The organism is uncultured Aquimonas sp., assembly GCF_937888285.1.
Classification (GTDB): Bacteria; Pseudomonadota; Gammaproteobacteria; order Xanthomonadales; family Xanthomonadaceae; genus Aquimonas.
On the sequence record NZ_CALART010000098.1, the window covers coordinates 1 to 23,826 of the forward strand.

Consider the following 23,826-nt stretch of genomic DNA (forward strand, 5'->3'; position numbering starts at 1 on the left):
GAGGTCTTCGCCGAAGCCCTCAAGAAGCGTGTTGCGATTCGGAATTGAATCCGCCCGGCTTGTAAGGATATCCTAGCGCTGGTTTGCGCCGAACGCTGTCTGACGGGGTTGAACGTGACCTGCCCGGCGATTTTCGGACCAAGTCTAAGTTGACAGGATAGCTCCCACAGCAGCGGGTTGCCGCCGGTCAGCACGTTGACCTGACCGGCCGCCGGCTGATCGACGGTGCCGTACGAACCACTGGGAACGCCGGACAGCGCGCAGAGCGCCTGCGAGGCGGTGGGGTTCGCGCCGGCGCAAGGATCAACCGCAAGGTTGCTCAGGCCGGTCACCTGCGGCGCGAACAGCTCGTTCACGTTCGGCGCGCGGTTTGCGCGCTGCTGCAGGGCGCGGAAACGCAGGCTTTCGATCGGGGCCCACTCACCGCCGTGCTTGTAGGTGTTGTAGGTCGTCGGATTGCCCGCCGTCTCGAAACGGCTGCGACGGAAACCACCTTCGAAAGACAGCGAGTAAGCGCCGGCTGCGTAGTTGATGATCGGCGCGATCACTTCCGCGTAGCCTTCGAACAGTTCGAAGTCACCGCGACGGTCCGGGGTCGGCGCACCGGTGCCGATGACCTCGCTCTGGATCTGGGAAGCCTGGTCGGACTTGGTGCCAGCGGCGACGGAGCGCTGCTCGACACCTGCCGACACAGCGATCGGATACGCCGCCCAGGGGCTCTGCAGCCCTTAGCCGAGGTCACTGTTCACGTTACCAGCCAAAACATCCTGCGCGACGAACTGGGTGGCCAGGCTGTCGAGGTTGATGAAGCGCAGCATGGCCGGAGTGATCGGCGCGCCCGAGAAAATGTCGAGCGGCACGCAGCCGTTGGCCGGGTTGATGCAGGTGCTCGTGTTGGTCGCACCCAGCGCCTGGATGAAGCGCGAGCGCGAGCCCCAGTTGCCACGGGTGGTGGTCTGATCGGCTTCGCCGAAGCTGTAGTAGGCGTCGTACTGCCAGGTCTCGGTCAGGTATCCACGCAGACCGACGGTGCCCTGGAAGGTCCGGTTCTCGAAGTTGTTCAGACGCGGCCCGAGCTCGACCAGGCGACGGCCGATGGTGACCGGCACGAGGGTGCCGTTGCCGACCACGCACTGGGCCGCCGGGATGTTGCGCTCGGCGCAGATCTGCTGGCGGGCCGCATTCGGCAGGAACGGGTTGCCGATCGGCAGGCTCACCGGCACACCACCGGCCGGCGACTCGGCCAGCTGGGTCCGCACATCGCTGCGGGTGAACATCAGGTCGGCGTACGCCTCGTGGTCCTCGGTGATGTCGAAGGAGGCCAGCGCATTGGCCTGGACGCGATCCAGCGGCGTCTGGAACAGGTTGAGCGGGTTGAAGTTGAACGAGCCCACGCAGCTCGCCGCCAGCGAGCCATCCGGGCACAGACCGCGGTTGCCGATGCCGGCGATGTTGATGGTGGTGGGCACGCCGGTGGGCGATCCCGCCGCAGCGCCCGCGGTGGAGCTGCGCGATACCTGACCGAAGGGCCGGTCGCCCTGCAGCACGGGGCGGCGGTTACGCAGCGGCTTGTGCGAGCCTCGCACCGTGCAGCCTCCGCTCTCAGGTGCGCGGCTGGCGGCCGGCGGCCTATCGCAGCCAAAAGAAAACCCGCCGGTACAGGGGGAACTGCGCACGGCGGGTTGAAGAGGTACTGCCCCGATACCGATGGATCTGCCAGTCACGAAGACTTAGGAGTGCCGAGCAGAGGACACGGTCGGCATAGGCTGCGGCAGCAGCAATTAAATCGGAGTTAAGGACGGCTTGGGCCCGCGTTAAACCGCGGCGCTCGAAGGCCTCGACGCCGCACCGGCATACAAGGGTGGACGGCTTGGGCTCAGCTCTTGCTGCGACGCGCGCGCAGGCGGCGGTCGATGTAGTCGATGATGTGTCCCGCCACGTCGATCTCGGTGGCGCCTTCGATCCCTTCCAGGCCGGGTGAGGAGTTCACCTCGAGCACCAGCGGCCCGCGCTTCGAGCGGAGCAGGTCGACGCCGGCCACGCCCAGCCCCATCACCCGTGCCGCGCGGATTGCGATTTCGCGCTCCTGCTCGCTCAGTTCCACCGCCTTGGCGGTGCCGCCGCGATGCAGGTTTGAGCGGAACTCGCCGGGCTTGGCCTGGCGGCGCATGGCGGCCACCACCCGGCTGCCGACCACGAAGCAGCGCAGGTCGGCGCCTTTGGCCTCGCCGATGAACTCCTGCACGATGAAGTTCGCATACAGGCCGCGGAAGGCCTCGATGACGCTGCGCGAGGACGAGGCGCGCTCGGCCAGGATCACGCCGGTGCCCTGGGTGCCTTCGGTGAGCTTGATGACGTGCGGCGGTTTGCCGAGCATCGCCAGCAGATCGGCGGTGTCATCCGGATTGTCGCCGAACACGGTCTTGGGCAGGCCGATGCCCTGTCGCGCCAGCAGCTGGTGGCAGTGCAGCTTGTCGCGCGCGCGCAGGATTGCTTCGGAACTGTTCGGCGTGTAGCTGCCCATCATCTCGAACTGCCGCAGCACCGCGGTGCCGTAGAAGGTCACCGAGGCGCCGATGCGCGGAATCACCGCGTCGAAGTCGGTCAGCTCGCGCCCCTTGTAGTGCATCTCGAAGCTGCCCGGCGCGATGCGCATGTAGCAGCGCAAGGGATCCAGCACGCGCACCGTGTGGCCGCGCACGCGACCGGCCTCCACCAGGCGCTGGGTGGAGTAGAGCTTGGAGTTGCGCGAGAGGATGGCGAGTTTCATCTGAGCCGGGATTCGGGATTGGGGATTGGCGATTCGCCGACAGCCTAGCGATCGCGCGGGTCGCGCGGGTTACTGCGACGTGTCGGTCAGGGCGTGTTTGCGGGCGGGGTCGACCAGGAAGCGGCCGGCCAGCGCGGTGCGGCCCAGCAGCATGGGGAACTTCAGCCCGCGCCGCGCCGCCAGGTTCACTTCGATCGGATAGCGGATACCGGCGATGGCCAGCGTGGTCAGGATGAACACGCGCTCGGTCTCATGGCCACCGGAGTCGCGCACGGCGCGGCGGTCGTGCACCGGCGCTTCGGCGTGTGCGGAGAGCCGCGCGGCGGCGCCATCGAGATGCAGGGCGAAGCGCACCCAGTCGCGTCCGTCGCGCGTGAAGCCCTGCTGGCTGTCGACATGCAGGGACGAGCTGCGCGCACCGGTATCGATCTTGGCTTCGATCGCCGGAATGGACAGGTCGGGGAGGGCGAGTGTTTCGCACCAGCCGAGCACGATGGGGAGTGGATCAACCATGGCCCGGGCGGCGTTCGAGTGGAGCGGGTGATGGGAATCGAACCCACGTCGGCGGCTTGGGAAGCCGCTGCTTTACCATTAAGCTACACCCGCGCTGCGGTGCGAGAGCTTAGCTCCGCTGGCCTCGCGCAGGCAATGCCGCACGAAGGCGCACACGTGGCGCTGCACCCCTCGGATCCGCCCCTCGCTCCGAACTCAGAGCACCCATGATCCAGATCCAGTTGAACGGCGAGGCGCGCGAGTTGCCCGCCGGCACCACCGTCGCCGCCCTTATCGAACAGCTCGGCCACGCCGGTCGCCGCATCGCCGTGGAAGTGAATCGCGAGATCGTGCCGAAGAGCCGCCATGCCGAGCACGCGCTGGCCGATGGCGATGTGGTCGAACTGGTGCACGCGCTCGGCGGCGGCTGAAGCGATTCCGACGCAATCGCAGCGATCGTCGCGACAGCGCCTGCGGGTTCGGTCGATAATCCGGCGATGGACAGCGCAGCCCAGCCCGCCGCCGACCGGCTCAAGATCGGCACCCGCAGTTTCTCCTCCCGCCTGCTGACAGGCACCGGCAAGTTCCGCGACTTCGACGAGACCCGCCGCGCCAGCGAGGCGGCCGGTGCGGAGATAGTCACCGTCGCCATCCGCCGCACCAACCTCGGCCAGAACGCCGGCGAGCCCAACCTGCTCGATTTCCTCCCGCCCGAGCGCTACACCCTGCTGCCCAACACCGCCGGCTGCTACAGCGCCGACGATGCGGTGCGCACCTGCCGGCTGGCGCGCGAGCTGCTGGACGGCCACAACCTGGTCAAGCTCGAGGTGCTGGGCGACGAGAAGACCCTCTACCCTGACGTGGTGCAGACCCTGCGCGCTGCCGAAGTGCTGGTGCGCGACGGCTTCGAGGTGATGGTCTACACCAGCGACGACCCGATCGTGGCGCGCGAGCTGCAGAAGATCGGCTGCGTGGCAGTGATGCCGCTGGCCGCGCCGATCGGCTCGGGGCTGGGCATCCAGAACCGCTACACCCTGCTGGAGATCATCGAGAGCCTGAGCGTGCCGGTGATCGTCGATGCCGGCGTCGGCACGGCCTCGGACGCCGCCATCGCCATGGAGCTCGGCTGCGACGGCGTGCTGATGAACACCGCGATCGCCAGCGCCAAGCAGCCGGTGCTGATGGCCAGCGCGATGCGCAAGGCTGTCGAAGCCGGTCGCGAGGCCTTCCTGGCCGGGCGTATCCCGCGCAAGCGCTATGCCAGCGCGTCCTCGCCGGTGGACGGACTGTTCTTCTGATGAGCGAGCTGGAAGACAAGGCCGAACGCGTTCTTCCCGAGGCCGCCACGCGCGTGCTGCGCAGCTTCGTGCAGCGCGCCGGCCGGCTGACCCCGGCGCAACAGCGCGCGCTGGACGAGCTCTGGCCGAAGTACGGGCTGGAGATCGCCCAGGGCAGGCTCGATGCCCCTGCCCGCTTTGGCCGCACCGCGCCCCTGGTGCTGGAGATCGGCTTCGGTAACGGCGAGGCGGTGATCCACGGCGCCCTGCACGCGCCCGAGCGCGACTTCATCGGCATCGAGGTGCACAAGCCCGGCGTCGGTCGCGCCCTCAACGCGATCGAAGCGAACGCGCTGACCAACCTGCGCCTGTACGCCGAAGACGCCGTCGAAGTGCTGAAGCAGTGCATCGGTGAGCGCGCGCTCGACGAAGTGCGGATCTACTTCCCCGACCCCTGGCACAAGAAACGCCACGTCAAGCGGCGGCTGATCCAGCCCGGCTTCGTCGAGCTGCTGGCCAGCCGGATCGCGCCGGGCGGGCTGCTGCACCTCGCCACCGACTGGGAGCCCTACGCCGAGCAGATGTGGGAGGTGATGGATGCCAGCCCGCAGTTCCGCAACAGCGAGGGCGCGCGGGGCCATGTGCCGCGCCCGGACTGGCGACCCGAGACCCACTTCGAGCGCCGTGGCCTGCGCCTCGGGCACGGCGTCTGGGACCTGCTCTACCGCAGGGTCTGAGCCTTCATGGACGCCACCCGTGCAGCGCCACCCGATCGGCACACGCCGTCCCACTGCCCGGGAACGGACTGAATGACGACGGCGCTGTCCACCGACATGTGGCTGGTGCTGGGCCTGATGGTCTTCACCATGGCCATGTTCGTGTGGGAGCGCGTGCGCCAGGACGTCACCGCGCTGCTGGTGCTGGTCTGCCTCGGCCTGTTCGGGCTGGTACCGGTGGAACAGCTGTTCGATGGCTTCGCCGGCAACGCGGTGATCAGCGTGATCGCTACCATGATCCTGGGTGCAGGGCTCGATCGCACCGGGCTGCTGAATCGCGTGGCGGTGTGGCTGCTGCGCAAGAGCAAGGGCTACGAGGAGCGGCTGGTGCTGCTGACGAGCAGCGTCGCGGGCCTGGTGTCCTCGGTGATGCAGAACCCCTCGGTCACCGCCCTGTTCCTGCCGGTGGCCGCGCGCCTGTCGGCGCGCACCGGCGTGTCGCTGGGCCGTCTGCTGCTGCCGATCGCCGTCTGCGTGGTGATGGGCGGGGCGCTGACCATGGTCGGCAGCTCGCCGCTGATCCTGCTCAATGACCTGCTGGTCGCGGCCAACCGCAACCTGCCCTCGGGCGTGGCCTCGCTGGCGCCGCTGCCGATCTTCGCGCCGCTGCCGATCGGGCTCGGCCTGCTGGTGCTGACGCTGGCCTTCTTCCGGCTGTTCGGCGCGCGCCTCCTGGGCCAGGGCGAAGACAAAGGCGTCGCACCCGGCCGCACGGAGAGCTATTTCGCCCGCGCCTACGGCATCGAGGGCGACGTCTACGAACTGACGGTGACCTCGGACAGTCCGCTGGTCGGCATGTCGGTGCTGGAAGCGGAGTCCATGCGCGGCGCGCCCCTGCTGCTGGCGCTGAAGAGCGGTAACGAAGCGCGTCTTGCGCCACCCGCCGACGAGATGATCTGGGTGGGCAGCGTGCTTGGCGTGATGGGTCCGCGCGAACTGGTGGCGGATTTCGCGCAGAACCAGCTGCTGCGCATGCAGGCGCGGCTGCGCAACTTCGCCGACCTGTTCAACCCCAGCCGCGCCGGCATTTCCGAAGCAGTGATTCCGCCGAACTCGCAGCTGATCGGGCAGACGCTGGAGCAGCTGCATCTGCGCAAGCGCCTCGGCATCAGCGTGCTCGCGATCAACCGCGGCAACGAGATCTACCGCGAGGACATCCGCCGCACGCCGCTGCGCGCCGGCGACCTGCTGGTCTTCCACAGCTTCTGGCGCGATCTCGGCTCGGCCGCCAGCAGCCGCGACTTTGTGGTGGTGACCGACTACCCCAAGGACGAACAGCGCCCGCACAAGCTCTGGCACGCGCTGTTCTGCTTCGCGCTGGCGCTGGCGCTGGCGCTGTCCAGCGAGGTCGCGGTGCCAGTGGCGCTGATGACCGGCGTGGTCGGCATGCTGCTGCTGGGCGTGATCAACATGGACGAGGCCTACGCCTCGGTGAACTGGAAGACCGTGTTCATCATGGCCAGCCTGATTCCGCTCGGCTGGGCGGTGGACAGCTCGGGCGTCGCCAACTTCGTCGCCAGCCAGACCCTGGAGCATTTCGGCGCCCTGCCCCACTGGGCGCTGCTGGGTGTGCTCGGGCTCATCACCACGGGTCTCGCGATGGTCATCAGCAATGTCGGCGCCACCGTGATCATGGTGCCGATGGCGATCAACATCGCGATCTCGACGGGTGCAGCACCGATCCAGTTCGCGGTGGTGGTGGCGCTGTCGGCCTCCAACAACTTCCTCACCGGCAGCAATCCGGTGCTGTCGATGGTTGCGGGCCCGGCCGGCTATCGGCTCGTGGACCTGCTCAAGGTCGGCCTGCCGCTGTCGGCGCTGTACGTCGGCTGGGTGCTGGCGGTAAGTTTCCTGCTGTTCTGAAGCTCAGGCCGGATCGCGCGACAGGCCTGCAGCCGCCAGCGCCTGCAGGTAGGCGTCAAAGCGTGTGCGCTGCTCCGTGCCCAGCGCATACAGGGTGGACCAGCTGTAGATGCCGGTGTCGTGCCCGTCATCGAAGCGCAGCAGCACGCCGTAATGCCCCACCGGCTCGATCGCGCGGATACCGACGCCGCGCTTGCCGGAGACCAGCACCTTCTGGCCCGGCCCGTGGCCCTGCACCTCGGCCGAGGGTGACTCCACCCGCAGATACTCGCAGGGCAGTTCGAAGCGGCTGCCGTCCTCGAAAGCGACTTCGAGGACGCGCGAGCGCTGGTGCAGGACGATGTCGGTGGGCGTGGGCGTGGGCGTGGTACTCATGGCGATGCCGGTCGATGCCTGGAAGTCGGATCAGGAAGCGGGCTTGAGCGCGCGCAGCAGCAGCAGGGGCAGCGCCAGCCAGATCAGCAGGCGGAAGCCCCAGCGCGCCGGCGCTGCGAGCGATTGCGCATCGAAGCGCTCGAAGTAGCGCCGCCAGCCGCGATGCTTCTGCCAGGCCACCCACAGCGGACGCCGGCGGCTGCTGGTGCCCTTGAGGTGCGTGATGCGAAGCGCAGGCGCGAACACGATACGCAGGCCCTGCTGGCGGAGTCGGCGGCACAGGTCGAGGTCCTCGAAGTGGAGGCGATAGCCCTCATCGAACCCGCCAACCGCCTCGAACGACGCGCGCGGAACCAGCATCAGCGCGCCGGAGATGGCCTCCACCTCGTGCATGCCCTGCGGCGTCGGCGGCACCGGCTCGATCGCGGAGCGGCCCTTGAACACAGCGCTGATGAGCCGCCCGGGTACAGGGTCGCGGCGCAGCGACGCTGCCTGCGCGCTGCCATCGGCGTCCAGCAGCTGCACGCCCAGAGCCCCCAGCGGGCCGTCGCGCTGCGCAGCCTCGCCGAGCGCGAGCAGCTGCGCGAGATCGTCGGGACCGGGAAAACAGTCGGGGTTGAGGAACAGCAGCCAGGGCGCCTCGGAGGCCGCCGCCGCCTGGTTGCAGGCGACCGCGAAGCCCGGGTTATCCGGATTGAGAATGCACACGTCCATGCGCGGATCAGGCCCGGGCGGCTGGCGCGAACCATTGTCGACCAGCACCCGCTGCAGTCGGACCCCGCGCTGTGTGGCCAAGGCCTCAAGGCAGCGCGGAAGCACATCCTCGCTGTCGTGTGTGACCACCAACACGGCGAGCTGCGGCGCGCTCAAGAGCTTGCGATCCAGGCGGGCGCACGCGCCCTGGCGATCCCGATCGCGTCGGGCCAGCCATGCAGACCGCTCGCGTAGCGCGACAGATAGCCTTTCCAGATGCCGGCACCCGTCTGCGCGTCGGTGTCCGCCGGCCATTCCGCGAATCGCGCGGGGGCATCATCCAGCAGCGCGCGTCCGTTGGCCTCGATCAGCGTCGTCTGGTCCAGTGCCCAGTGCGGCGGCGGTGTCGGCGCGTCCTGCAGCGCGTGGCGCAGGCCGTGGATCGCGCCGGCGCGCAATTCGATGAGGCTGGACTTGAGGAATTCGGCGGCTTCGGCATCGCTGACGCTCGCCATCGACTGCAGCAGGGCGGCGGTGGCGCGCAGGCGCAGCGTCGGATCCGCACCCGCCAGTCCACGGGCGGCCTGGCGCAACTGCTCAGCGAGGACGTGGGCCAATGCCGGCGTGATGGGGCTGTGCGTATAGCCGCTGCGGTCGGGCGGCGCAGGGCGCCGGTGGCCGATGCCAAGCGGCAGCTCGACCAGCATGCCCTCACGGTGCACGCAGCCGAGCTGCGCGCAGAACACGCCGTCCTCGCCGCGGCCGCGCGGCGGCACCGCCGGCATCAGCTGGCTGCCGTCGATCATGAAGGGCGTGACGCCGCAGCTGTCGAGCCGACGGAAGCGCGAGGACACCTGCGCCACCGCCGGGCGCTGCATCGCGGCGGCATAGGCGTGGTGACTGGCGAACGCGGCCGGCCGGGCGCCGGCGGGCAGACTGAGCAGCCACAGCAGGCCCATCGCGCAGGTGTCACCGCGATGCCCATGGGTGCTGGCCGTCACGCGTCCCTGTGGCCCCAGCCGCGGCAGCGCAGCGGGCGCAAGCCCCGCCAGCGCCGCGGTGTCGATCCGCGTGGAGGGCGCGCTCAGCAGCTGCGACAGCGTGGCGCCGCATAGTGCGGAATGTGCAGCCAGAGGATCGGTGTCGGACTCGCGGCCGGACCCCAGCGCCTCGTCAACGCTGGCGAAGAAGGCCGGCGTCTCGGCCTGATCAAGCAGCTGCAGCCCGGGCTTCCAATGTGGATGCCAGCGCAGCGGGAACAGGTGGTCATCGTCCAGCAGCGCGTAACGCTCGCCGGCCCCCAGCAGGTGCATCCAGTTGAGGCTCACCCCGTAATCGCCGTGGTAGCCAAGCTCGGCGCCGCAGTCGCCGAGCAGATGGCCGAGTCCCTCGGCATGTTCGGGCAGGGCGTCGACCAGCTCCTGCAGATGACGTGTCTGGCGGGCGCGATCGAAATGCGCGACCGCGCAGCCCGAGGACGCGGCGAAGGCCGCGAGGGCTTCGCGATTGAGGGCGACAGCCTGCGGGTCGCGGCTCATGTCCACGAGCACGTAGCGATGCCCGCTGCGCCAGCGCAGCGCGTGGTCACGCAGGCTGTCGAGCAGCGCGGACAGCGCGCGCGGACGCTCGCAGGTGCGGATGATCAGGGTGCGGAACGGGGCCGCGCTGGCGGCTGGCGCCGCGCGGAGTGCGTCCAGCCAGGCATCGGCGCGCAGCAGCAGGCCTCGCTGCGCCAGATCCTGCAGTACACCGCGCACCGCGGACTCCTGTCCGTGCAGGCCGCCGAACCGAGCGCAGACGTTCTGCACATGGCGCTCGATCGGCGCGAATGCGGCACAGGCTTGCAGCGCCTGCAGCACGTTCGCGGCCAGTACCGCGGTGCGCCCGCTTTCGCGCTCGCGAACCACGAACTGGTCGCTGCCGAGGGGATGCGCGTCCAGCGGCGCGGCGGCGTACAGCGGTGCATCGGCGGCACTGCGCGTCTGCCCGAGATCGAGGCCATAGCTGCCCCAGCTCACACGCGATCTCCGTGCCCCTCGATACCGGCAAGCTGCCGCCTCAGCGCTTCGACCTCACGCTCCAGCGCCTGGATGCGATGGCCGGCCGCCATGTTCTTGCGGATCTCCTGGTTGTAGTGGGCGTAGACGCTCTCTTCCGCGTCGCCGAACAGGTGCAGGGCCGGCAGCGCCGGCAGCGGCTGCAGCGCGCAGGCGGCGATGTAGTACAGCGGCGGATAGGCCATGCCCTCGCTCAAGCCGCCCTCGCGGGCCAGGGTGGCCGCGGCCGGCCTGCCGGTATCCGCATCCAGCGCCCACAGCGCCGACTGGAACAGCAGCTTCTGCGCGTACAGGCGACGGTGCGGAAAGAGGCCGGCCAACAGGGCCTCGAACTCCTCGCGGTAGAGCTCGCGCACGTGGTGTTCGTTGTGGAACTGAGGGATATCCGTGTAGTTGCGTTTGTCCGGCGTCGACACCAGCAGCAGGCCGCCGGGCGCCAGCAGGCGGCGGAAGCCCTGCAGCATGGTGTCCTGGGCGTGCAGGTGCTCCAGCGTCTCGAAGCTCAGGATCAGGTCGAAGCTCTGGGCGGGCAGGTGCTCCAGCGCGGTGACGTCGGCCTGTTCGAAACGCAGGTTCGGCTGCGCATAGCGGGCGCGGGCATGTGCGATGGCTTGCTCGGATACATCGAGGCCCAGCACGGATTCCGCAACGCTGGCGACGAGGGCCGAGCCATAGCCTTCGCCGCAGGCGGCATCAAGCACGCGTTTGCCGCGCGCCAGCGGCTGCGCAAAGGCGTAGCGGTGGTAGTGCTCGTACCAGATCTCACGCACGCATTCAGGCGTGAAGCGTTCGCCGGTGAATTCCAGCGCCGGCGTCGATTCGCTCATCGCGGACAACCTCGGATTGGTTATTGGAACAACTGACCCTGCAGGCCGGTAGCGTCGGGCTGACCGGCGGCCAGCGCGGCGTAGCGCTCGACCACGCGCAGGCGCAGGGGCTTGATCGGGTCCGCCATGATGAACTCGGCAACGCGGCGGTTGTAGTCCGGGTAGCGGTTCAGGAGCCGCGTGAGATTGCCGCCTCCGGGCGCAAGCCCTTCAAGGCTGAAGGAGGCGCCGCCCTCATGACCGACGAACGCGTCGGCGCAGAGCACATTGCGCCAGCCGTGGCCCTCGGCGCGCAGGCAGAAGTCGTTCTCCTCGCCATAGCCGCGCCCGAAGGTCTCGGCATCGAAGACACCGATGCGGTCGAGGCAGGCGCGGCGGATCGCCATGCAGAAGCCGACGCCGGTCGGCAGATCGAGGTACGCATCGCGACAGGCGTCGAGGCAGGCGCGCGCCCACCGGTCGGGATCATCGGGCAGCGGCCCGGGTCGACACAGATGCGGCAGCGAGCAGATCTCGGCATTGTTCGACCAGGGCGTGGCGGTGGCGATGCGGGCATCCGCCGCGAAGCAGGTCCGCAGTCGATCCAGCCAGCCGACCCCGGGCAGGGTGTCGCTGTTGAGCAGCACCACATCGTCCGCACCGGTTTCCGCGAAGGCGGCGTTGACGTTGCCGACAAAGCCGAGGTTGCGCTCACGCCGCAGCACGCGCGCCTCGAAGTGCATCGTGCCCGGCAGGCCCTGCAGATAGGCGGAGACTTCGGGCTCGGGCGAGGCGTCATCGCAGAACAGCACGCGCTCGCCGGCGCCCAGGGTGCGGCGCAGGCCTTCGACGAGGCGCTGCAGCGCCGGCAGCGCGCGATAGACCGGCACGATGACCTGCATGGCGGGCGCACTCACGGATGGGCTCCCGCATGCAGCCAGCGGTGTGGCAGGCGCACGCAGCCGAGCTCGCGGCTGGCGCCACGCAGGGTGAAGGCGCGCTCGACCGTGTCGAAAACGCGCAGTCCCTCCGGGTCCATGGCATGCAGGCGCAGCACATAGCTGCCGGGCAGCAGGGCGGAAGGATCGATTTCCAGCGCGTAGCGGCTGCGATTGCCGCCAATGGGCTCGCCGCGCACGCCTTCGATCTCGGCCACCTGGCCGTACAGCGCGGTGCCATCGGCGCGGATCACGCCGAAGCTGAACTGCGGGCTGCGGCCATCCGGGCTGTGCAGTTGGGCCTCGACGCGCAGCGACGCGCCTTCCGCGAGCAGGCGCGCGCCCTCGTCCTCGCTGTCGTTGATGGCCACGCGGACCAGCCGGTACTCATTGCCGGCATAGCTGGCATCCAGTTCGGGGCCACGCTCGGCGGCGCTCTTGCGCTCGTGGTAGGCGAGGTAATCCTGGGTCACGTCGAACACGTCGCCGTAGGCCTGCACCCTGCCCTCCCGCAGCCACAGGGCGTGCTTGCAGAGCTTCTGGATGTGGTAGGTCGAGTGCGAGACCAGCAGCAGGGTGCCGCCGTGCTCGAGGTAGTCTTCGATCCAGCGGATGCATTTGCGCTGGAAGCTCTCGTCGCCCACCGCCAGCACTTCGTCGGTGATGAGCAGCTGCGGCCGCACCGTGGCGATGATGGCGAAGCCCAGGCGCACCACCATGCCCGAGGAGTAGTGCTTGACCGGCTCGTCGAGGTAGCGGCCGATGTCGGCGAAGGCCTCGATCTCGGGCGTGCGCGCTTCGATCTCACGACGCGACCAGCCCATCAGGCCGGCGGCGATGCCGATGTTCTCGCGGCCGGTGCGCTCCAGCTCGAAACCCGCTCCGAGCTCCAGCAGGGCACCGACCGTTGCGTTGAGCTGCACCCTGCCTTCGCTGGGCGTCAGCACGCCGGCGATGAGCTTCAGCAGGGTCGACTTGCCGGCGCCGTTCTCGCCGATGATGCCGAGCGATTCGCCGGACCGGATCTCGAAGCCGATGTCGCGCAGCACCGGCGTGCGCGCGATCGGTCGCCCGACCAGTGCGCGCAGCAGGGCCGAGGCGCGCGCGCGCGGGCTGGCATCGATGGGCCAGCTCTTGCCCAGCCCCTCGACCCGCAGCAGGGGCGCACTCATTCGAATTCCTCGAGGTGCGGCCGCAGCCGGCGGAACACCAGCCAGCCCAGCAGAGGGATCAGTACGGCGCCGATCCAGGTGGCCACGGCGCTGCCGGGCAGTGCGGCGAGACCCGGCAGCAGCGTGCGCTGGGCGTCGACGATGCCGGTGACCGGATTGAGCGCCAGCCATTGCGAAAGGCCGCCGGGGACGGTTTCAGGCGCGTAGATGATCGGCGTGAGGAAGAACCACAGGGTGATCAGCAGCCCGATGGTCTGCGCCAGGTCACGGATGAAGACCTGTACGGCGGCGAGCGCCAGCGCGAGTCCGCCCGCCATGGCCAGCAGCGGCAGCCAGTGCAGCATGGCGTAACCGAGCTGCGCCCAGTCGAGGCCCGGCCCCAACAGGGCTACAGCCAGCAGCACCAGGAGGTAGCCCAGCCCGTGCAGGAGGAAGGCGGTGCCGACGGCCGCCAGCACCGGCACTGCGCGCGGTACCGCAACCTTGCCGGCGAGGCCGCTGTGATCCGTAATCGCCGTGCAGCCGCGGGTCACCGCTTCGGAGAAAGCGAACCAGGGCCAGAAGCCGAGCGCGAGGAAGACCAGGTAGGTGCTGCCCTCAAGACCCGGCACGCGGGCCTTGAGGATGTGCACGAAGACCAGATTGAACACGGCGAGCTGCAGAAGCGGCGCCAGAACCGCCCAGGCGATGCCGAGCAGGTTGCCGGAGAAGCGCTGCCGAAGGTCCTGGCGGACGAACAGTCGGAACAGCGCGAGACGCTCGCTGAGTGCCAGCGTAGTGAGGCTCACGGCTCGGCCCGCGTCACCTCGCTCAGGGGGTTTCAGCGTCGGGCGTGGCGTCTTCCGGCTGCGGTTCGCTGCCATCAAGGGCTGGCGCAAGGATGCCTTCGGCGGCGCGTTCGTAGCGGGAACGCAGCTGGGCAACGACCAGCGGATTCGCCTCGACAGGCAGGCTCTGCAGTTCCGCCAGCTGGGAGGCACGACGCTCGTTGAGGAAGCGCTGGCGCTGCTCCTCGACAAGGGTTGTCTTGACTTCTTCCCATGTCTGGAGCTTCGGTTCCGTCCGCTTCATCAGGCGCACCACATGGAACCCGTAGTTGGTCTGAATGAGCTCTGAGACCTGCCCGACTTCGGTCAGTTTGAATACCACCTCTTCGAATGGCTTTTCGGTCACGCCCGGGATGATGTCATTCAGGATGCCGCCCCCCACTATCCGGGGATCAGCGGCTTCATCGCTGTACTCCATGAACAGCTCCTGGAAATCGCGCTCACCCGCGACCAGAGCTGCACGGGCGGCCTGCGCGCGCTCCCGCGCTGCTGCTTCACCTCGGCCTCCGATCCGGACCAGGATATGCTCCAGTTGGAGGGTGACTGGACGCCTGAATCGATGCGGGTGCGAGCGATAGATCTCCTCGGCCAGCACCTCGAAATCGGGTAGGTTCTCCAGCAGTTTGTCTTCGTGCAGATTGCGCGCCCTTCTGGCGAGCCAATCCTCGCGGGCCGCAGCAAGCTGGGTATCAAGGAAGGGATCGGTATCGACGCCTGCGGCCAGCGCTTGCTGGGTGAGCTGCTTGTTGATCAACAAGCCGTAAACGACCTCTTCAAGACGCTCGGGATTGTCCAGGTAGCGTGCCCTCAAGGCCTTGGGCAGTGCCATCACCTGTGCATCGACCTCATGGAGGGTGACGCTGACGCCGCCCCGCGCGACCACGACGACCTCACGCGGATCCTTGGGCGCAATCGGTTGGGCGTATGCCGATCCTGCGGAAGCAAGAACCAGAGTAGCGAAGAGCAGCAGTGCATTGCGAAGCATGGATGTGCCTGTTCTTTCTGTCTGATGTGTTTCAAGTGCGCGATGCGCAATGCGCAATCTGCGGGCGTGGTGCATGCCTTGCGCCCATGAGACTCGACGGCAGCGTGCTGCTGCTGGCCAGGTTCACGAGGGTGACGCTCGTCGTTGCAAGACCAAGTGGTACGAGCGAGCCGAACCTTGGATCTAACAGTCAGCGCCGAGGTCCTGACGCTGACGCTGCGGCAGTGCGGTGCCACAGCCGCATCTGTTGAAGCCGTCTTCCAACGCATACCGGGCCGCGCGTCATCACGCGGCCCGGTCGGTCAAGGCTGCTGGCTTAGGGCGTGCTGAGTACGCTGACCTGAATCATGGTTTCACAGTACTGGCGACCACCGTCACAGGCCGTCTGAGTCAGGTTCAGTTCACCGCCATTCAGAAGCGTTGCCGGGTTATTCATCATGAACGTGAGCCAGTAGGTCTGGCCCGGCGTCACCTTGCAGGCCGATGCTGGTGCGCTAGCCAAGGTGGTGAAGCGGAACACGTCCTCGTAAAGCAGCGCCGATCTGCATACGCGCAGCAGCTGATCGGGGGAGCCCGGGGCGATCGGCCGGACATCGCCTGCGCAGGGGCTGATCGACATGAAGTTGCCGCCCGCGCGCGATGGATCTCCGAAGTAGCCCGCCGCGGCCACTGCCTGTGCAGTGGCGTGGTTAAACACGTAGGTCTTGCCCGGCTCAGGCACGATGGGCACCGTGATATACATCGCAGCGGCGCTCGCGCCTGGGAAAGAGCGACCGATGGTATAGGAGCCGACCGGATTGAGGTAGCCAGGTGCGTTCGGGAACGGCCCCACCCGGAACAGGTCATTCCAGGTCAACACATAGCGGGTAAAGCCCTGGGGCCGAATCAAAGGATCCGGGGGCAACTCGCACAGGTCGGGATTGACACCTACCGCTGCCGCAACCACGAAGCGGAGCTGGGTTGCGGTGGGTGCTGCGCCCGCCTGGTTGTAGCAGCGCAGCCCCAGGGTGACCTCGCCACTGCCGGAGAACTGCACATTGGCGACGCTGCTTGCCGCCGGTGCGAACACATTCAACCAGCCACTGGCTCCTGAAGCAGGCGTTGCGCTGGCGATGCAGACATCAGCGGAGTTGGTGATCGCGCGAGTCACCGCGACCTGCTGGCCGGCATTGACCTCGAAACGACCTTGCGAATCCTGGGTCAGCCCGGTCACGCTGAGCGTCACTGCCGGCACCTGCTGGTTCACAGGGGGGCTGACGCCCTGGCAGACGGTGGTTCCGGTCTGGAACAGGCAGGTCGCCTGCACCGAGCCGTCGTCGGCGACCGTCACAGGCTGCGACACGTCAAGGGGAATAGGGGAAAGGCTGGAGCCACGAAAGGTCAGGGAAGATTGCGCCTGCACTGCCGTCGCTCCGAAGAGGAGCCCGACGGAGGTGGCGAGCACGCTGAATTTAAAGCTCATGAAGCACTCCGATTGAGCCGGCACGGTGGTGCGCCGGACGTACGCTAGCTTGTTCCTGCGGACTTAATCCGCACTGAATACACACAAAGGGGGCCCGAGGGCCCCCTTTGTGAGTCACGCGTTGACCGCCGTATTACAGCGCGGAGGTCGGTGCGCGCCACACCGGCGTGGTCGCCGGCGGGGTGGTGGTGGAGCCCGGCACGTTCACGATCTGGGTCGAGATGTCGGCAACCAGGCGATCGGCGCGGTGCTTGTGCACGATCGAGTAGTTGGCCAGCACGCCCGGAGTACCCGTACCGGCGTAGTTGGCAGCCCAGAAGCCGGTGACCGGCAGACCCACCAGAGCGATGGTGTTCTGCGCGGTCGCGGTCGGGGTGGCCAGCGGCAGGAAGTTCTGGGTGAACGAAGCCGGATCCTGGTCGCCCAGACGGATGCGCGCCCAGCCCTCGAGAGCGTTACCAGTGGCGATGTTGCGGCCGTAGTAGGAGCCCAGCACGCCGGTGCGGTTGCCATTGGTGCGGTAATCACCAATGTTCGTCTGGTTGAAGGTCACGACCTGAGCCTCGAAGCACAGCTGCGGGTTGGTCGAGGTCTGGCCCGGGGGGGGCGGCGAGAAGCCGGTGCCGCCCGGAGCCACGGCGCTCTCTTCGCGGTTCCAGAAGGTGATCTGGACAGTCTCACACGCACCACCGTTGGTGATGTTGTAAGCGGTGCGGAACGGCAGGCGCGCCGGCTGAGCCTGGCGGATGTGCAGACGCTTGGTCGGGAAGGTGATCACCCACTCCGACTGCACCGACAGGTTGGCCGAGGTGCGGCTGGCGAACTCGTTGTAGATCTCGTTGTGCATGAACACAGCCGAGACCGCCTTCAGGCCCGCGCCAGCGCCCACGAACGGGAACTGGGTCAGGGTGCCGTTGCTGAACACGATGGCGGTGGCGTCACCGAAATCGTTGGTCTGCGCCTGCGCCAGGCTGGGAAGCACCGAACCCGGGTTGGTGTGCAGGTTGCCCGTGGCCGAGATGTAGAAGCCTTCGATCGCATCAGCGTTGTAGCTGATGTTGGTGCCGTTCGCCGGGTTGACGATTTCGGCGCCACCGAACAGACCGCCCGACGGCGGGTTCATCTGCACGGAAGCGTCGGCCAGCCAGATGCCGGTGCCGCCCGGCGACCAGGCGCTGTCCAGCACGTTGCAGTTGGCGGGGACGCCAGCCGGGCTGTGCTTGGCAGCGTTGGCGAACGAACCACCAGCGGTCAGATAGCCCATCTCGATGATTTCGAGGTGGCCTTCACGCGTACGGCTCAGCTCCCACGGGCCGGTGACCTTCACGTCGCCGGTGGCGTACTGGAAGTTCTTGAACGGCTCGCCGGCGGCCGGAATGGCCGGCACGGTGCAGCTCGTGTCGCTGGTGAAGATGCGTGCCGGCGGAGCAGCGGCCGGATCGGTGCCCTCGGCGCCGTCGGAGACGATCGCCGCGGTCCACACGTCGAACGGCGACATGTACAGGTTGAAGTCGAGGACTTCCTGCGAGTCACGACCTTCCAGGAAGCGGACCTTGACGGCCTTGGTCTGGTTGGTGGTGTTGACGACCGAGATCAGGGTGTTGTTGCCCTTGTTCACGGTGTAGTACGGGTAGATCAGGGCCTGGCCCAGACCGTCCGGGTTGATGTTGACGGCGTTGGACACGCTCACCAGACCGGCGGCGCCAACGATACCAGCGACCACGGCGGTGGTCAGAGAACTCTTTTTCATCACAACACTCCTAAATTCAACCACAGGGCTTTTGTGCTTTTGCCAACCGACCAACCGCACGCCATGACGGCGGTGTTCCACCCGCCTTACATGGGCGAGGTTAGACAAGAGCGCTGGCAGTCTGCCACATCGATCCAGCACGCGCAACGCCGCCTGAGGGCGGCGCTGCAGGGGTGGAACGATGTGTCTGACACCGGCTCCGCCCCGCCCGGGAGCCGGCTTCCAGAACCATGGCCGCGCCAACGGCGCGACCCGCGAACTCAGCCCGAGACGTCTTCGGGCACGTAGTACCAGGTGTCGCCGGACTTGATCCAGCGCTCGGTGACGAACCCATGGGACTGCAGTTCGCCGACGCCGATCTGCCGCGACATCACTTTGAAGAGCACCTTGAGGTTGACCTCGCAGAAGCTGCCCTCGTCGATGCAGCGGTGCGAGTCGTAGGTGGCACTCAGCCAGGTCACCGGACGCGTGGTCATCTGCGTCACGTAATCCTCGCGCACGCGTGTGGCGCGGTAGCCCGGGCTCAGGTATTCCCAGGCCTGGTCGGCGCGCTTGGCGATGAGGTGCTCCCAGCGCTCGATCGGACGCGTGGTCAGCTGTTCCTCGTCACTCAGGGCAGCAGGCGTGGCCTTGGTGCCGCCGCCGGCCGCACAGGCGGCCAGCAGGGGTAGCAACAGGGCGAGGGTGGCAAGACGCAGGGGGGACATTCGTGCTCCTTATAGATAGGTGTGTCGGTACGCGCCGGCTCAAGGCTGATCGGCGGCGGGGGTGTCGTTGATCACGCGCAGCGGCTGCAGGCCGCGGAACTGGCGCATGTAGTCATCCGTCAACTTGCGCGCGTCGTCGGAATTGGTCACCACGCGCGGGGTGATCACAACCAACAGCTCGGTGCGCAGGTCTTCGCGCTTCTTGTTGCCGAACAGACCACCCACCACAGGAATGCGGCTGAGGAAAGGCAGGCCGTTGGAACTGCGGGTATCGGTCTGCTGGATCAGGCCGCCAAGGATGATGGTCTCGCCCGACTGCACGGCGATCTCGCTGGAGATGTTGCGAGTCGAGATCTCGCGATTGCCACCTTCCGTGGCTGCGCCGGGCGAGCTGTCCTCCTGCTGCACCTCCATGAACACGAGGCCGCCGGGATTAACGCGCGGGGTGACGTTGAGGGTGATGCCGGTCTGCAGGTACTGGGTATAGCTGCTGGTACCGAGGTTTCCTCCGACGCCGCCGCCGGGTACGCCGATCGACACGCTGTTGACCGGGATCTGTTGGCCAACATTGATGGTCGCGCTCTTGTTGTTCAGCACCAGCAGCGAAGGGGAGGACAGAACTTTGGCATTGGTAACCGTCTGCAGCAGGTCCAGAGCGGCCGAAGCATTTGGTCCAACAAAGTTCCACAGCGAGCGCCCGCCCTGAATGCGTCCACTCACGCTGCTCCAACTGTTGCGCGCAGCTGCAGCTTCCGCGAAGGCCTCCGGCACCAGGCCCTCGAAGAAGGAGCTCACGCCGTACTCAAGCGCGTCGTTGAGGGTGACCGAAACGATCTTCGCCTCGATATGCACCTGCAGCGGGATCTGGTCCAGGCGCTCGATTACTCGACGGATCGACTCCCACTGCTGGCTGGTCGCCTTGACCAGGAGCTGGTTGTTCTCCTCGATCGCCGAGACCCGCACGTTCTCTTCGGAACCAAGCGCAATGCCGCCGGCAGCGTCAACCACCGGCCCTGACACGCCGTCCACGCCCGGAATTCCGCTGCCGCCGCCGGATGAGGGCGGGCTGGCGGTGCCGAAGGCGAGCTCGGTGGCATCCACGCGTGCCGGCTGCGGATTATTGTCGAAGCGCGGCTGCTCGCCGCGGCCCAGGGTGCTTGCGCGGACGGGGTCAAGACCTGGAGCCACCGAGCCAGACTGGCTGGCGCGCGGCTGGCGAGGCTGACCACCAAAGATCTCGCCCAGCGTGCCGGCGAGATCGGTCGCCTTGACGTTCTTGACGTCATAGACGTACAGGCGCGATCCGCTCTGGCTGCCGCCGGCGTCAAGCCGCTCGATCCATTCCTGGACCTGGGTCAGGTAGCGCGGCTGCGGGGTGATCACGATGATCGAGTTCACCCCCTCCAGGGGAATGAAGCGGAACATTCCGGACAGCGGTGTGCCCGCCCCCTCGCCGAACACCTTCTCAAGCTCGGTGACCACCTTCGCGGCCTCGGCCTGCTCCAGGCGATAGGTGCCCACCGACATGCCGGCCAGCCAGTCGACATCGAAGATCTCGACGGTCTGCAGGTAGTTGGCGAGCTCGGCGGCCGTACCGGCCAGTACCAGCATGTTGCGCGCGGGGTCGACGTTGATGATGCCTTCCGGCTTGGCGTAGGGCTTCAGCAGCTTCTCCATCTCGACCGCCGAGATGAACTGCAGCGGCACGGCGCGGACTTCATAGCCACGCGCGCTGCCGGCCGGGCCGGTGCGCGGAGTCAGGTTGCCGGGCAGCGCCTGCGCCACCGGCAGGATGGTGTAGCGGCCGTCCTGCCAGACCGCCGTGGCGTTGTTCCAGCGCAGCAGCATCTCCAGGATCGACAGCGCCTGGTCGCCGCGCAGCGGCTTGGCGGTCGAGAAGGTGACCGTGCCCTGCACGCCGGGCGCGATGACGTAGTTCTCCTGCAGGAAGTCGCCGAGGATGGCCTTGACCACCGCATGCAGGGACTCGCCCTCGAAGTTGAAGGTCACTTCGCCGCTGGCGCCGGCACCGGCCGGGCCGCGGCTGGCCAGATCCCGGTTGATGAAGCTGCCGGACCCCAGGCGCACGGCCTCCTTGGCCTGCTCTTCCTTCGACTCGCCAGCGCTTCCGGACTCTGATTCCTCCAGCCCCTCGGGCAGAGGCAGCGACTGTGCGACCGGCTGGCTGGGCTGCGGCCGGGACTGCAGGGGCGCATAGGTTCCGCCGGTGCTGGCGCAGCCGCCGAGGAACACGAGGCTCGCACAGGCGAGCAGTCCGATGATGCGTTGGCTCACGCGAAAGACTCCTGCTGCGGGAGCAGCGAGCGCTGCCCCGGACTTGGGGACGGCGACAGAACGCGCGCCCTGGTAAAGGTTCCCACCGGCGAGGGCGGAATCACTGGCGTGCACGCTCGGCCTCCTCGCGCATCTGCCGACGCCGCTCTTCGATCCGACGTCGGATCATCTCGGCGCGCGCCTCCGGGGTATCTGCGGCCGCCTGCTGCGGCTGACCGTCGGCCCCGACCACGGGGGCGGAGCCATCCTGCGGGGCCGCAGCCTGCGCAGGCGCGACATCAATGGGTGTCGGCGGCTGGCCGCCGGTGCCGTCGAACACGCGCAGCTCGAAGGACTTGCGGCCGCCGCCGCCCTCGAACACGGCCCCGCGCGGCGCCAATTCGATGAGCGTCCAGCCGGCCAGCTCGGCCTGCAGGGCGGCGCCGACGGCAACGGTCTGGCTTTTGCCCGAGGGCGTGTGCTGGACGATGGCGATCTGCTTGTCGCCGCTCTTGATGACGCTGGTGAGGATGAACTCGGGGGGCGCCGGCGGCGCCGCCTCGGCCGTCTGCGCGGCATCCGGCGAAGCCACCGGCGGCAGCGGCCGGCGGTCGAAGTTGAACAGCGGGCGATCGCCGATCGCGGCGTAGGTGCCGGCGCCTTCAAGCGTGCTCACGGCCTGCTCCAGATTGATCTGCGGCAGTTCGCCGACCAGCGACGGGTCATCCGGCAGCAGGCCGTAGCGCCCGCCCAGGCCCAACACCCCGGCCAGCGCGAACAGCGCACTCCAGGCGGTCACCGCGCCAAGGGCGGCAGTCAGCAGGATCTGCGAGCGACTGGCCATCAGCGACCTCCCTGCGGGCGCAGATAGCCGTGCGCATTGAAGGACACGTCCACGTAGCCGATGAACACCTCGCCACCGGGATGCGAGGGCATGCGGCGGGCGACGATGTTGAGCTCGGAGAGGAACAGCTGCGGGCTGCCGCTCTCCAGTTCGTGCAGCACCGGGTACAGGTGCTCCAGCTCGCAGCGCAGCCGCACCTGGATGGTGACGCGCTCGAACTTCTCCGACTGCTGCCCGCGGACCGGCTGGCTGTTGATGGTCAGGCAGCGCTCCGGCTGCCCCTGGCGCTCGACCGCGCTCTGGATGCGCATGATCAGCGAGGGCGCGGCGAGGTCGAAGCTGGCCTCGGACAGGAAGCCGGGGTTGCCCGCCTCGAAGGCGCGGACCTCGGCCAGGCGCGCCTCGATCTCCTCGCGCTGCGAGGCATTCGCACGCAGGCGCTGCTCCTGGGCGCGCTCCTCGATGAAGCTCTCGCGCGCCTCCAGGAAGGGCACCACGAACCACCAGTGCACGAACAGCAGGTAGAACAGCCCGAGGACCAGGCCAAGCAGGCCCAAGGCGAGCCAGCGGCTCTGCTGCGGACTCAGCGTGGCCAGGTTCATGGCGTCGCCTTCGGGTCGGGGCCGTAGGTGGCGTTGATGGTGAACATGTCGCGAGAGACCCGCGGCTCCTGCTGCACGCCGCCGTTCAGCGCGGCATCCTTCAGCAGCTCGGACTTCTGCAGTTCGCCGACCAGCTTCAGCGCCTGCGCGCTGTAGCCGCTCAAGCTGACCTGGTTGCCGCTGACCGACAGGCGGGTCAGGAAGGTGTCGTCCGGCAGGCGCCGGGTGAGTTCGTCGAGCAGCAGCACCATCGAGGCCTGGGTCTGCTTCTGCACGGCGAGGAAGTTGGCGGCGGCCGCTGAATCCTCAAGCTGGCTGCGCAACGCGCTGACCTCGCGGGCGCGCTCGCGCTGCGCTTCCGACTCGGCCTGGATCGACTCGACCGCGGCGACGCGGTTGTCGACGATCTGACCCAGGCCGAAGAACACCAGGACGATGCTGGCCAGCAACAGCCCGGCCTGGATCAGCGGCTGGGTGCGCGGCTGGCTGGCGCGGCGCTCCGCCGGCAGCAGATTGACCCCGACCCGGCGGCCACGCGCGTCAAGCACGTCGACGCCAGCGAGGGTGTCGGACAGCGGGCCCAGCGCGGCGACCGCTTCATCCAGCACGGGGCGCGGCACGACCAGCAGTTCGACCTGGACCTGCTTGCTGCCTGCGTCCTGCCTCAGCACGCGGCTGGCGAAGTAGACCTGGTCGGGCTTGAAGGGCGTCTGCCGGTCCAGCTCGAAGCCCAGCACGGCGTCGAGGTTCTCAAGCGCCGCCGCGGGCAGCGACAGACTGCGGCGCAGCAGCCTGGCGGCGGGCAGGCCCAGCACCTGGGGCAGGCCGCGCAGGTTCTCGTCGAGGCCGCGCGACAGCAGATCGCGCCAGTCTTCGCGCTGTTCGTCCTCCAGCTGCAGCAGCAGGCTGCAGGTGCCCGCGCGCTCGACCTGGATATCCAGTCCGCTGGGGCTGCGGCTCAGGAGCAGGCAGGCGTGCTCGACCGCCAGCGCCTCACGCCAGCGCGGCGGCAGGAAGGACAGCAGCTCGGCCGTCCACCACTGCCAGAACTGCGGCAGCGGGGTGTGGGCCAGGCGCGACCGCAGTCGCGCAAGCAGCGGGTTGAGGGCGTCCGCCAGGGTCATGCGCCAGCTTCACGTGGGTTGATCGGGGAAAG

Annotated in this window: 22 protein-coding genes, 1 tRNA gene and 1 pseudogene; 4 read left to right on the forward strand and 20 right to left on the reverse strand. The window is 68.0% G+C overall.

Translation table 11 applies throughout. The features are described 5' to 3' along the window. The 5 genes and pseudogenes from Q0654_RS17980 to Q0654_RS18000 all read right to left on the reverse strand — a co-directional run. Positions 1 to 692, reverse strand: a pseudogene (locus Q0654_RS17980) (TonB-dependent receptor); the annotation flags it as partial. 36 nt (positions 693 to 728) lie between these two features. Beyond that, positions 729 to 1,469: a hypothetical protein gene (locus tag Q0654_RS17985; protein WP_298856355.1), complete on the reverse strand. Its 741-nt coding sequence runs from the start codon at positions 1,467 to 1,469 to the stop codon at positions 729 to 731. Between the two features lie 407 nt (positions 1,470 to 1,876). After that, positions 1,877 to 2,770 carry a 30S ribosomal protein S6--L-glutamate ligase gene (gene rimK, locus Q0654_RS17990; protein ID WP_298856356.1) on the reverse strand — a complete coding sequence of 298 codons (894 nt, stop codon included), beginning with the start codon at positions 2,768 to 2,770 and terminating at the stop codon, positions 1,877 to 1,879. 69 nt (positions 2,771 to 2,839) lie between these two features. Beyond that, a complete protein-coding gene (locus Q0654_RS17995; RefSeq protein WP_298856357.1) occupies positions 2,840 to 3,283 on the reverse strand; it encodes a RimK/LysX family protein in 444 nt (147 codons plus the stop codon). A gap of 19 nt (positions 3,284 to 3,302) precedes the next feature. Further along, positions 3,303 to 3,376 (reverse strand) — tRNA-Gly (locus tag Q0654_RS18000). A 116-nt stretch (positions 3,377 to 3,492) separates the two neighbouring features. Between Q0654_RS18000 and thiS the strand changes: the two genes are divergently transcribed. From thiS to Q0654_RS18020, 4 genes are all read left to right on the forward strand, one after another. Next, on the forward strand, positions 3,493 to 3,693 hold the full coding sequence (thiS, locus tag Q0654_RS18005) for a sulfur carrier protein ThiS (protein WP_298856411.1): 201 nt from the start codon (positions 3,493 to 3,495) through the stop codon (positions 3,691 to 3,693). A gap of 66 nt (positions 3,694 to 3,759) precedes the next feature. Next, positions 3,760 to 4,560, forward strand: coding sequence for a thiazole synthase (locus Q0654_RS18010; protein ID WP_298856358.1), 801 nt, complete (start codon positions 3,760 to 3,762; stop codon positions 4,558 to 4,560). Next, the gene (gene trmB / locus Q0654_RS18015; RefSeq protein ID WP_298856359.1) at positions 4,560 to 5,276 is read left to right on the forward strand and encodes a tRNA (guanosine(46)-N7)-methyltransferase TrmB; all 717 of its coding nucleotides are present in this window, start codon (positions 4,560 to 4,562) and stop codon (positions 5,274 to 5,276) included. The genes Q0654_RS18010 and trmB overlap by 1 nt, the downstream gene beginning before the upstream one ends. Before the next feature lie 72 nt (positions 5,277 to 5,348). Beyond that, positions 5,349 to 7,178 carry an SLC13 family permease gene (locus Q0654_RS18020; protein WP_298856360.1) on the forward strand — a complete coding sequence of 610 codons (1,830 nt, stop codon included), beginning with the start codon at positions 5,349 to 5,351 and terminating at the stop codon, positions 7,176 to 7,178. Positions 7,179 to 7,181: 3 nt separating this feature from the next. Here the strand turns inward: Q0654_RS18020 and Q0654_RS18025 are convergent, their stop codons facing one another. From Q0654_RS18025 to Q0654_RS18095, 15 genes are all read right to left on the reverse strand, one after another. Further along, entirely contained in the window at positions 7,182 to 7,553 is a 372-nt protein-coding gene (locus Q0654_RS18025; protein WP_298856361.1) for a DUF971 domain-containing protein, read from the reverse strand. 30 nt (positions 7,554 to 7,583) lie between these two features. Further along, positions 7,584 to 8,423, reverse strand: coding sequence for a glycosyltransferase family 2 protein (locus tag Q0654_RS18030; protein WP_298856362.1), 840 nt, complete (start codon positions 8,421 to 8,423; stop codon positions 7,584 to 7,586). Beyond that, complete coding sequence (locus Q0654_RS18035) at positions 8,420 to 10,264, reverse strand: hypothetical protein (protein ID WP_298856363.1); 1,845 nt, start codon at positions 10,262 to 10,264, stop codon at positions 8,420 to 8,422. The genes Q0654_RS18030 and Q0654_RS18035 overlap by 4 nt, the downstream gene beginning before the upstream one ends. Further along, positions 10,261 to 11,130 carry a class I SAM-dependent methyltransferase gene (locus tag Q0654_RS18040; protein WP_298856364.1) on the reverse strand — a complete coding sequence of 290 codons (870 nt, stop codon included), beginning with the start codon at positions 11,128 to 11,130 and terminating at the stop codon, positions 10,261 to 10,263. The genes Q0654_RS18035 and Q0654_RS18040 overlap by 4 nt, the downstream gene beginning before the upstream one ends. A gap of 20 nt (positions 11,131 to 11,150) precedes the next feature. Then, positions 11,151 to 12,026: a glycosyltransferase family 2 protein gene (locus tag Q0654_RS18045; protein WP_298856365.1), complete on the reverse strand. Its 876-nt coding sequence runs from the start codon at positions 12,024 to 12,026 to the stop codon at positions 11,151 to 11,153. Beyond that, entirely contained in the window at positions 12,023 to 13,219 is a 1,197-nt protein-coding gene (locus Q0654_RS18050; RefSeq protein ID WP_298856366.1) for an ABC transporter ATP-binding protein, read from the reverse strand. The genes Q0654_RS18045 and Q0654_RS18050 overlap by 4 nt, the downstream gene beginning before the upstream one ends. After that, a complete protein-coding gene (locus Q0654_RS18055) occupies positions 13,216 to 14,007 on the reverse strand; it encodes an ABC transporter permease (RefSeq protein WP_298856367.1) in 792 nt (263 codons plus the stop codon). The genes Q0654_RS18050 and Q0654_RS18055 overlap by 4 nt, the downstream gene beginning before the upstream one ends. Positions 14,008 to 14,029: 22 nt before the next feature. Continuing rightward, on the reverse strand, positions 14,030 to 15,031 hold the full coding sequence (locus tag Q0654_RS18060) for a peptidylprolyl isomerase (RefSeq protein ID WP_298856368.1): 1,002 nt from the start codon (positions 15,029 to 15,031) through the stop codon (positions 14,030 to 14,032). A 316-nt stretch (positions 15,032 to 15,347) separates the two neighbouring features. After that, complete coding sequence (locus tag Q0654_RS18065; RefSeq protein ID WP_298856369.1) at positions 15,348 to 16,493, reverse strand: hypothetical protein; 1,146 nt, start codon at positions 16,491 to 16,493, stop codon at positions 15,348 to 15,350. Positions 16,494 to 16,626: 133 nt separating this feature from the next. Then, entirely contained in the window at positions 16,627 to 18,243 is a 1,617-nt protein-coding gene (locus Q0654_RS18070) for a hypothetical protein (protein ID WP_298856370.1), read from the reverse strand. Between the two features lie 260 nt (positions 18,244 to 18,503). Further along, positions 18,504 to 18,950, reverse strand: a complete 447-nt coding sequence (locus Q0654_RS18075) for a hypothetical protein (protein WP_298856371.1) — start codon at positions 18,948 to 18,950, stop codon at positions 18,504 to 18,506. A 39-nt stretch (positions 18,951 to 18,989) separates the two neighbouring features. Continuing rightward, complete coding sequence (gene gspD / locus Q0654_RS18080) at positions 18,990 to 21,245, reverse strand: type II secretion system secretin GspD (protein WP_298856372.1); 2,256 nt, start codon at positions 21,243 to 21,245, stop codon at positions 18,990 to 18,992. A gap of 100 nt (positions 21,246 to 21,345) precedes the next feature. After that, positions 21,346 to 22,068, reverse strand: coding sequence for a hypothetical protein (locus tag Q0654_RS18085; protein WP_298856373.1), 723 nt, complete (start codon positions 22,066 to 22,068; stop codon positions 21,346 to 21,348). After that, the gene (gene gspM / locus Q0654_RS18090; protein WP_298856374.1) at positions 22,068 to 22,670 is read right to left on the reverse strand and encodes a type II secretion system protein GspM; all 603 of its coding nucleotides are present in this window, start codon (positions 22,668 to 22,670) and stop codon (positions 22,068 to 22,070) included. The genes Q0654_RS18085 and gspM overlap by 1 nt, the downstream gene beginning before the upstream one ends. Continuing rightward, a complete protein-coding gene (locus Q0654_RS18095) occupies positions 22,667 to 23,794 on the reverse strand; it encodes a PilN domain-containing protein (RefSeq protein ID WP_298856375.1) in 1,128 nt (375 codons plus the stop codon). Before Q0654_RS18095 ends, gspM begins: the two co-directional genes overlap by 4 nt. Between the last annotated feature and the right edge of the window lie 32 nt (positions 23,795 to 23,826).

Coding starts and splice junctions, on each gene's coding strand:
- rimK (WP_298856356.1), bottom strand. CDS start 2,770: ATGAAACTCGCCATCCTCTCGCGCAACTCCAAGCTCTACTCCACCCAG.
- Q0654_RS17995 (WP_298856357.1), bottom strand. CDS start 3,283: ATGGTTGATCCACTCCCCATCGTGCTCGGCTGGTGCGAAACACTCGCC.
- Q0654_RS18010 (WP_298856358.1), top strand. CDS start 3,760: ATGGACAGCGCAGCCCAGCCCGCCGCCGACCGGCTCAAGATCGGCACC.
- trmB (WP_298856359.1), top strand. CDS start 4,560: ATGAGCGAGCTGGAAGACAAGGCCGAACGCGTTCTTCCCGAGGCCGCC.
- Q0654_RS18020 (WP_298856360.1), top strand. CDS start 5,349: ATGACGACGGCGCTGTCCACCGACATGTGGCTGGTGCTGGGCCTGATG.
- Q0654_RS18025 (WP_298856361.1), bottom strand. CDS start 7,553: ATGAGTACCACGCCCACGCCCACGCCCACCGACATCGTCCTGCACCAG.
- Q0654_RS18040 (WP_298856364.1), bottom strand. CDS start 11,130: ATGAGCGAATCGACGCCGGCGCTGGAATTCACCGGCGAACGCTTCACG.
- Q0654_RS18050 (WP_298856366.1), bottom strand. CDS start 13,219: ATGAGTGCGCCCCTGCTGCGGGTCGAGGGGCTGGGCAAGAGCTGGCCC.
- Q0654_RS18060 (WP_298856368.1), bottom strand. CDS start 15,031: ATGCTTCGCAATGCACTGCTGCTCTTCGCTACTCTGGTTCTTGCTTCC.
- Q0654_RS18065 (WP_298856369.1), bottom strand. CDS start 16,493: ATGAGCTTTAAATTCAGCGTGCTCGCCACCTCCGTCGGGCTCCTCTTC.
- Q0654_RS18070 (WP_298856370.1), bottom strand. CDS start 18,243: ATGAAAAAGAGTTCTCTGACCACCGCCGTGGTCGCTGGTATCGTTGGC.
- Q0654_RS18075 (WP_298856371.1), bottom strand. CDS start 18,950: ATGTCCCCCCTGCGTCTTGCCACCCTCGCCCTGTTGCTACCCCTGCTG.
- Q0654_RS18085 (WP_298856373.1), bottom strand. CDS start 22,068: ATGGCCAGTCGCTCGCAGATCCTGCTGACTGCCGCCCTTGGCGCGGTG.
- gspM (WP_298856374.1), bottom strand. CDS start 22,670: ATGAACCTGGCCACGCTGAGTCCGCAGCAGAGCCGCTGGCTCGCCTTG.
- Q0654_RS18095 (WP_298856375.1), bottom strand. CDS start 23,794: ATGACCCTGGCGGACGCCCTCAACCCGCTGCTTGCGCGACTGCGGTCG.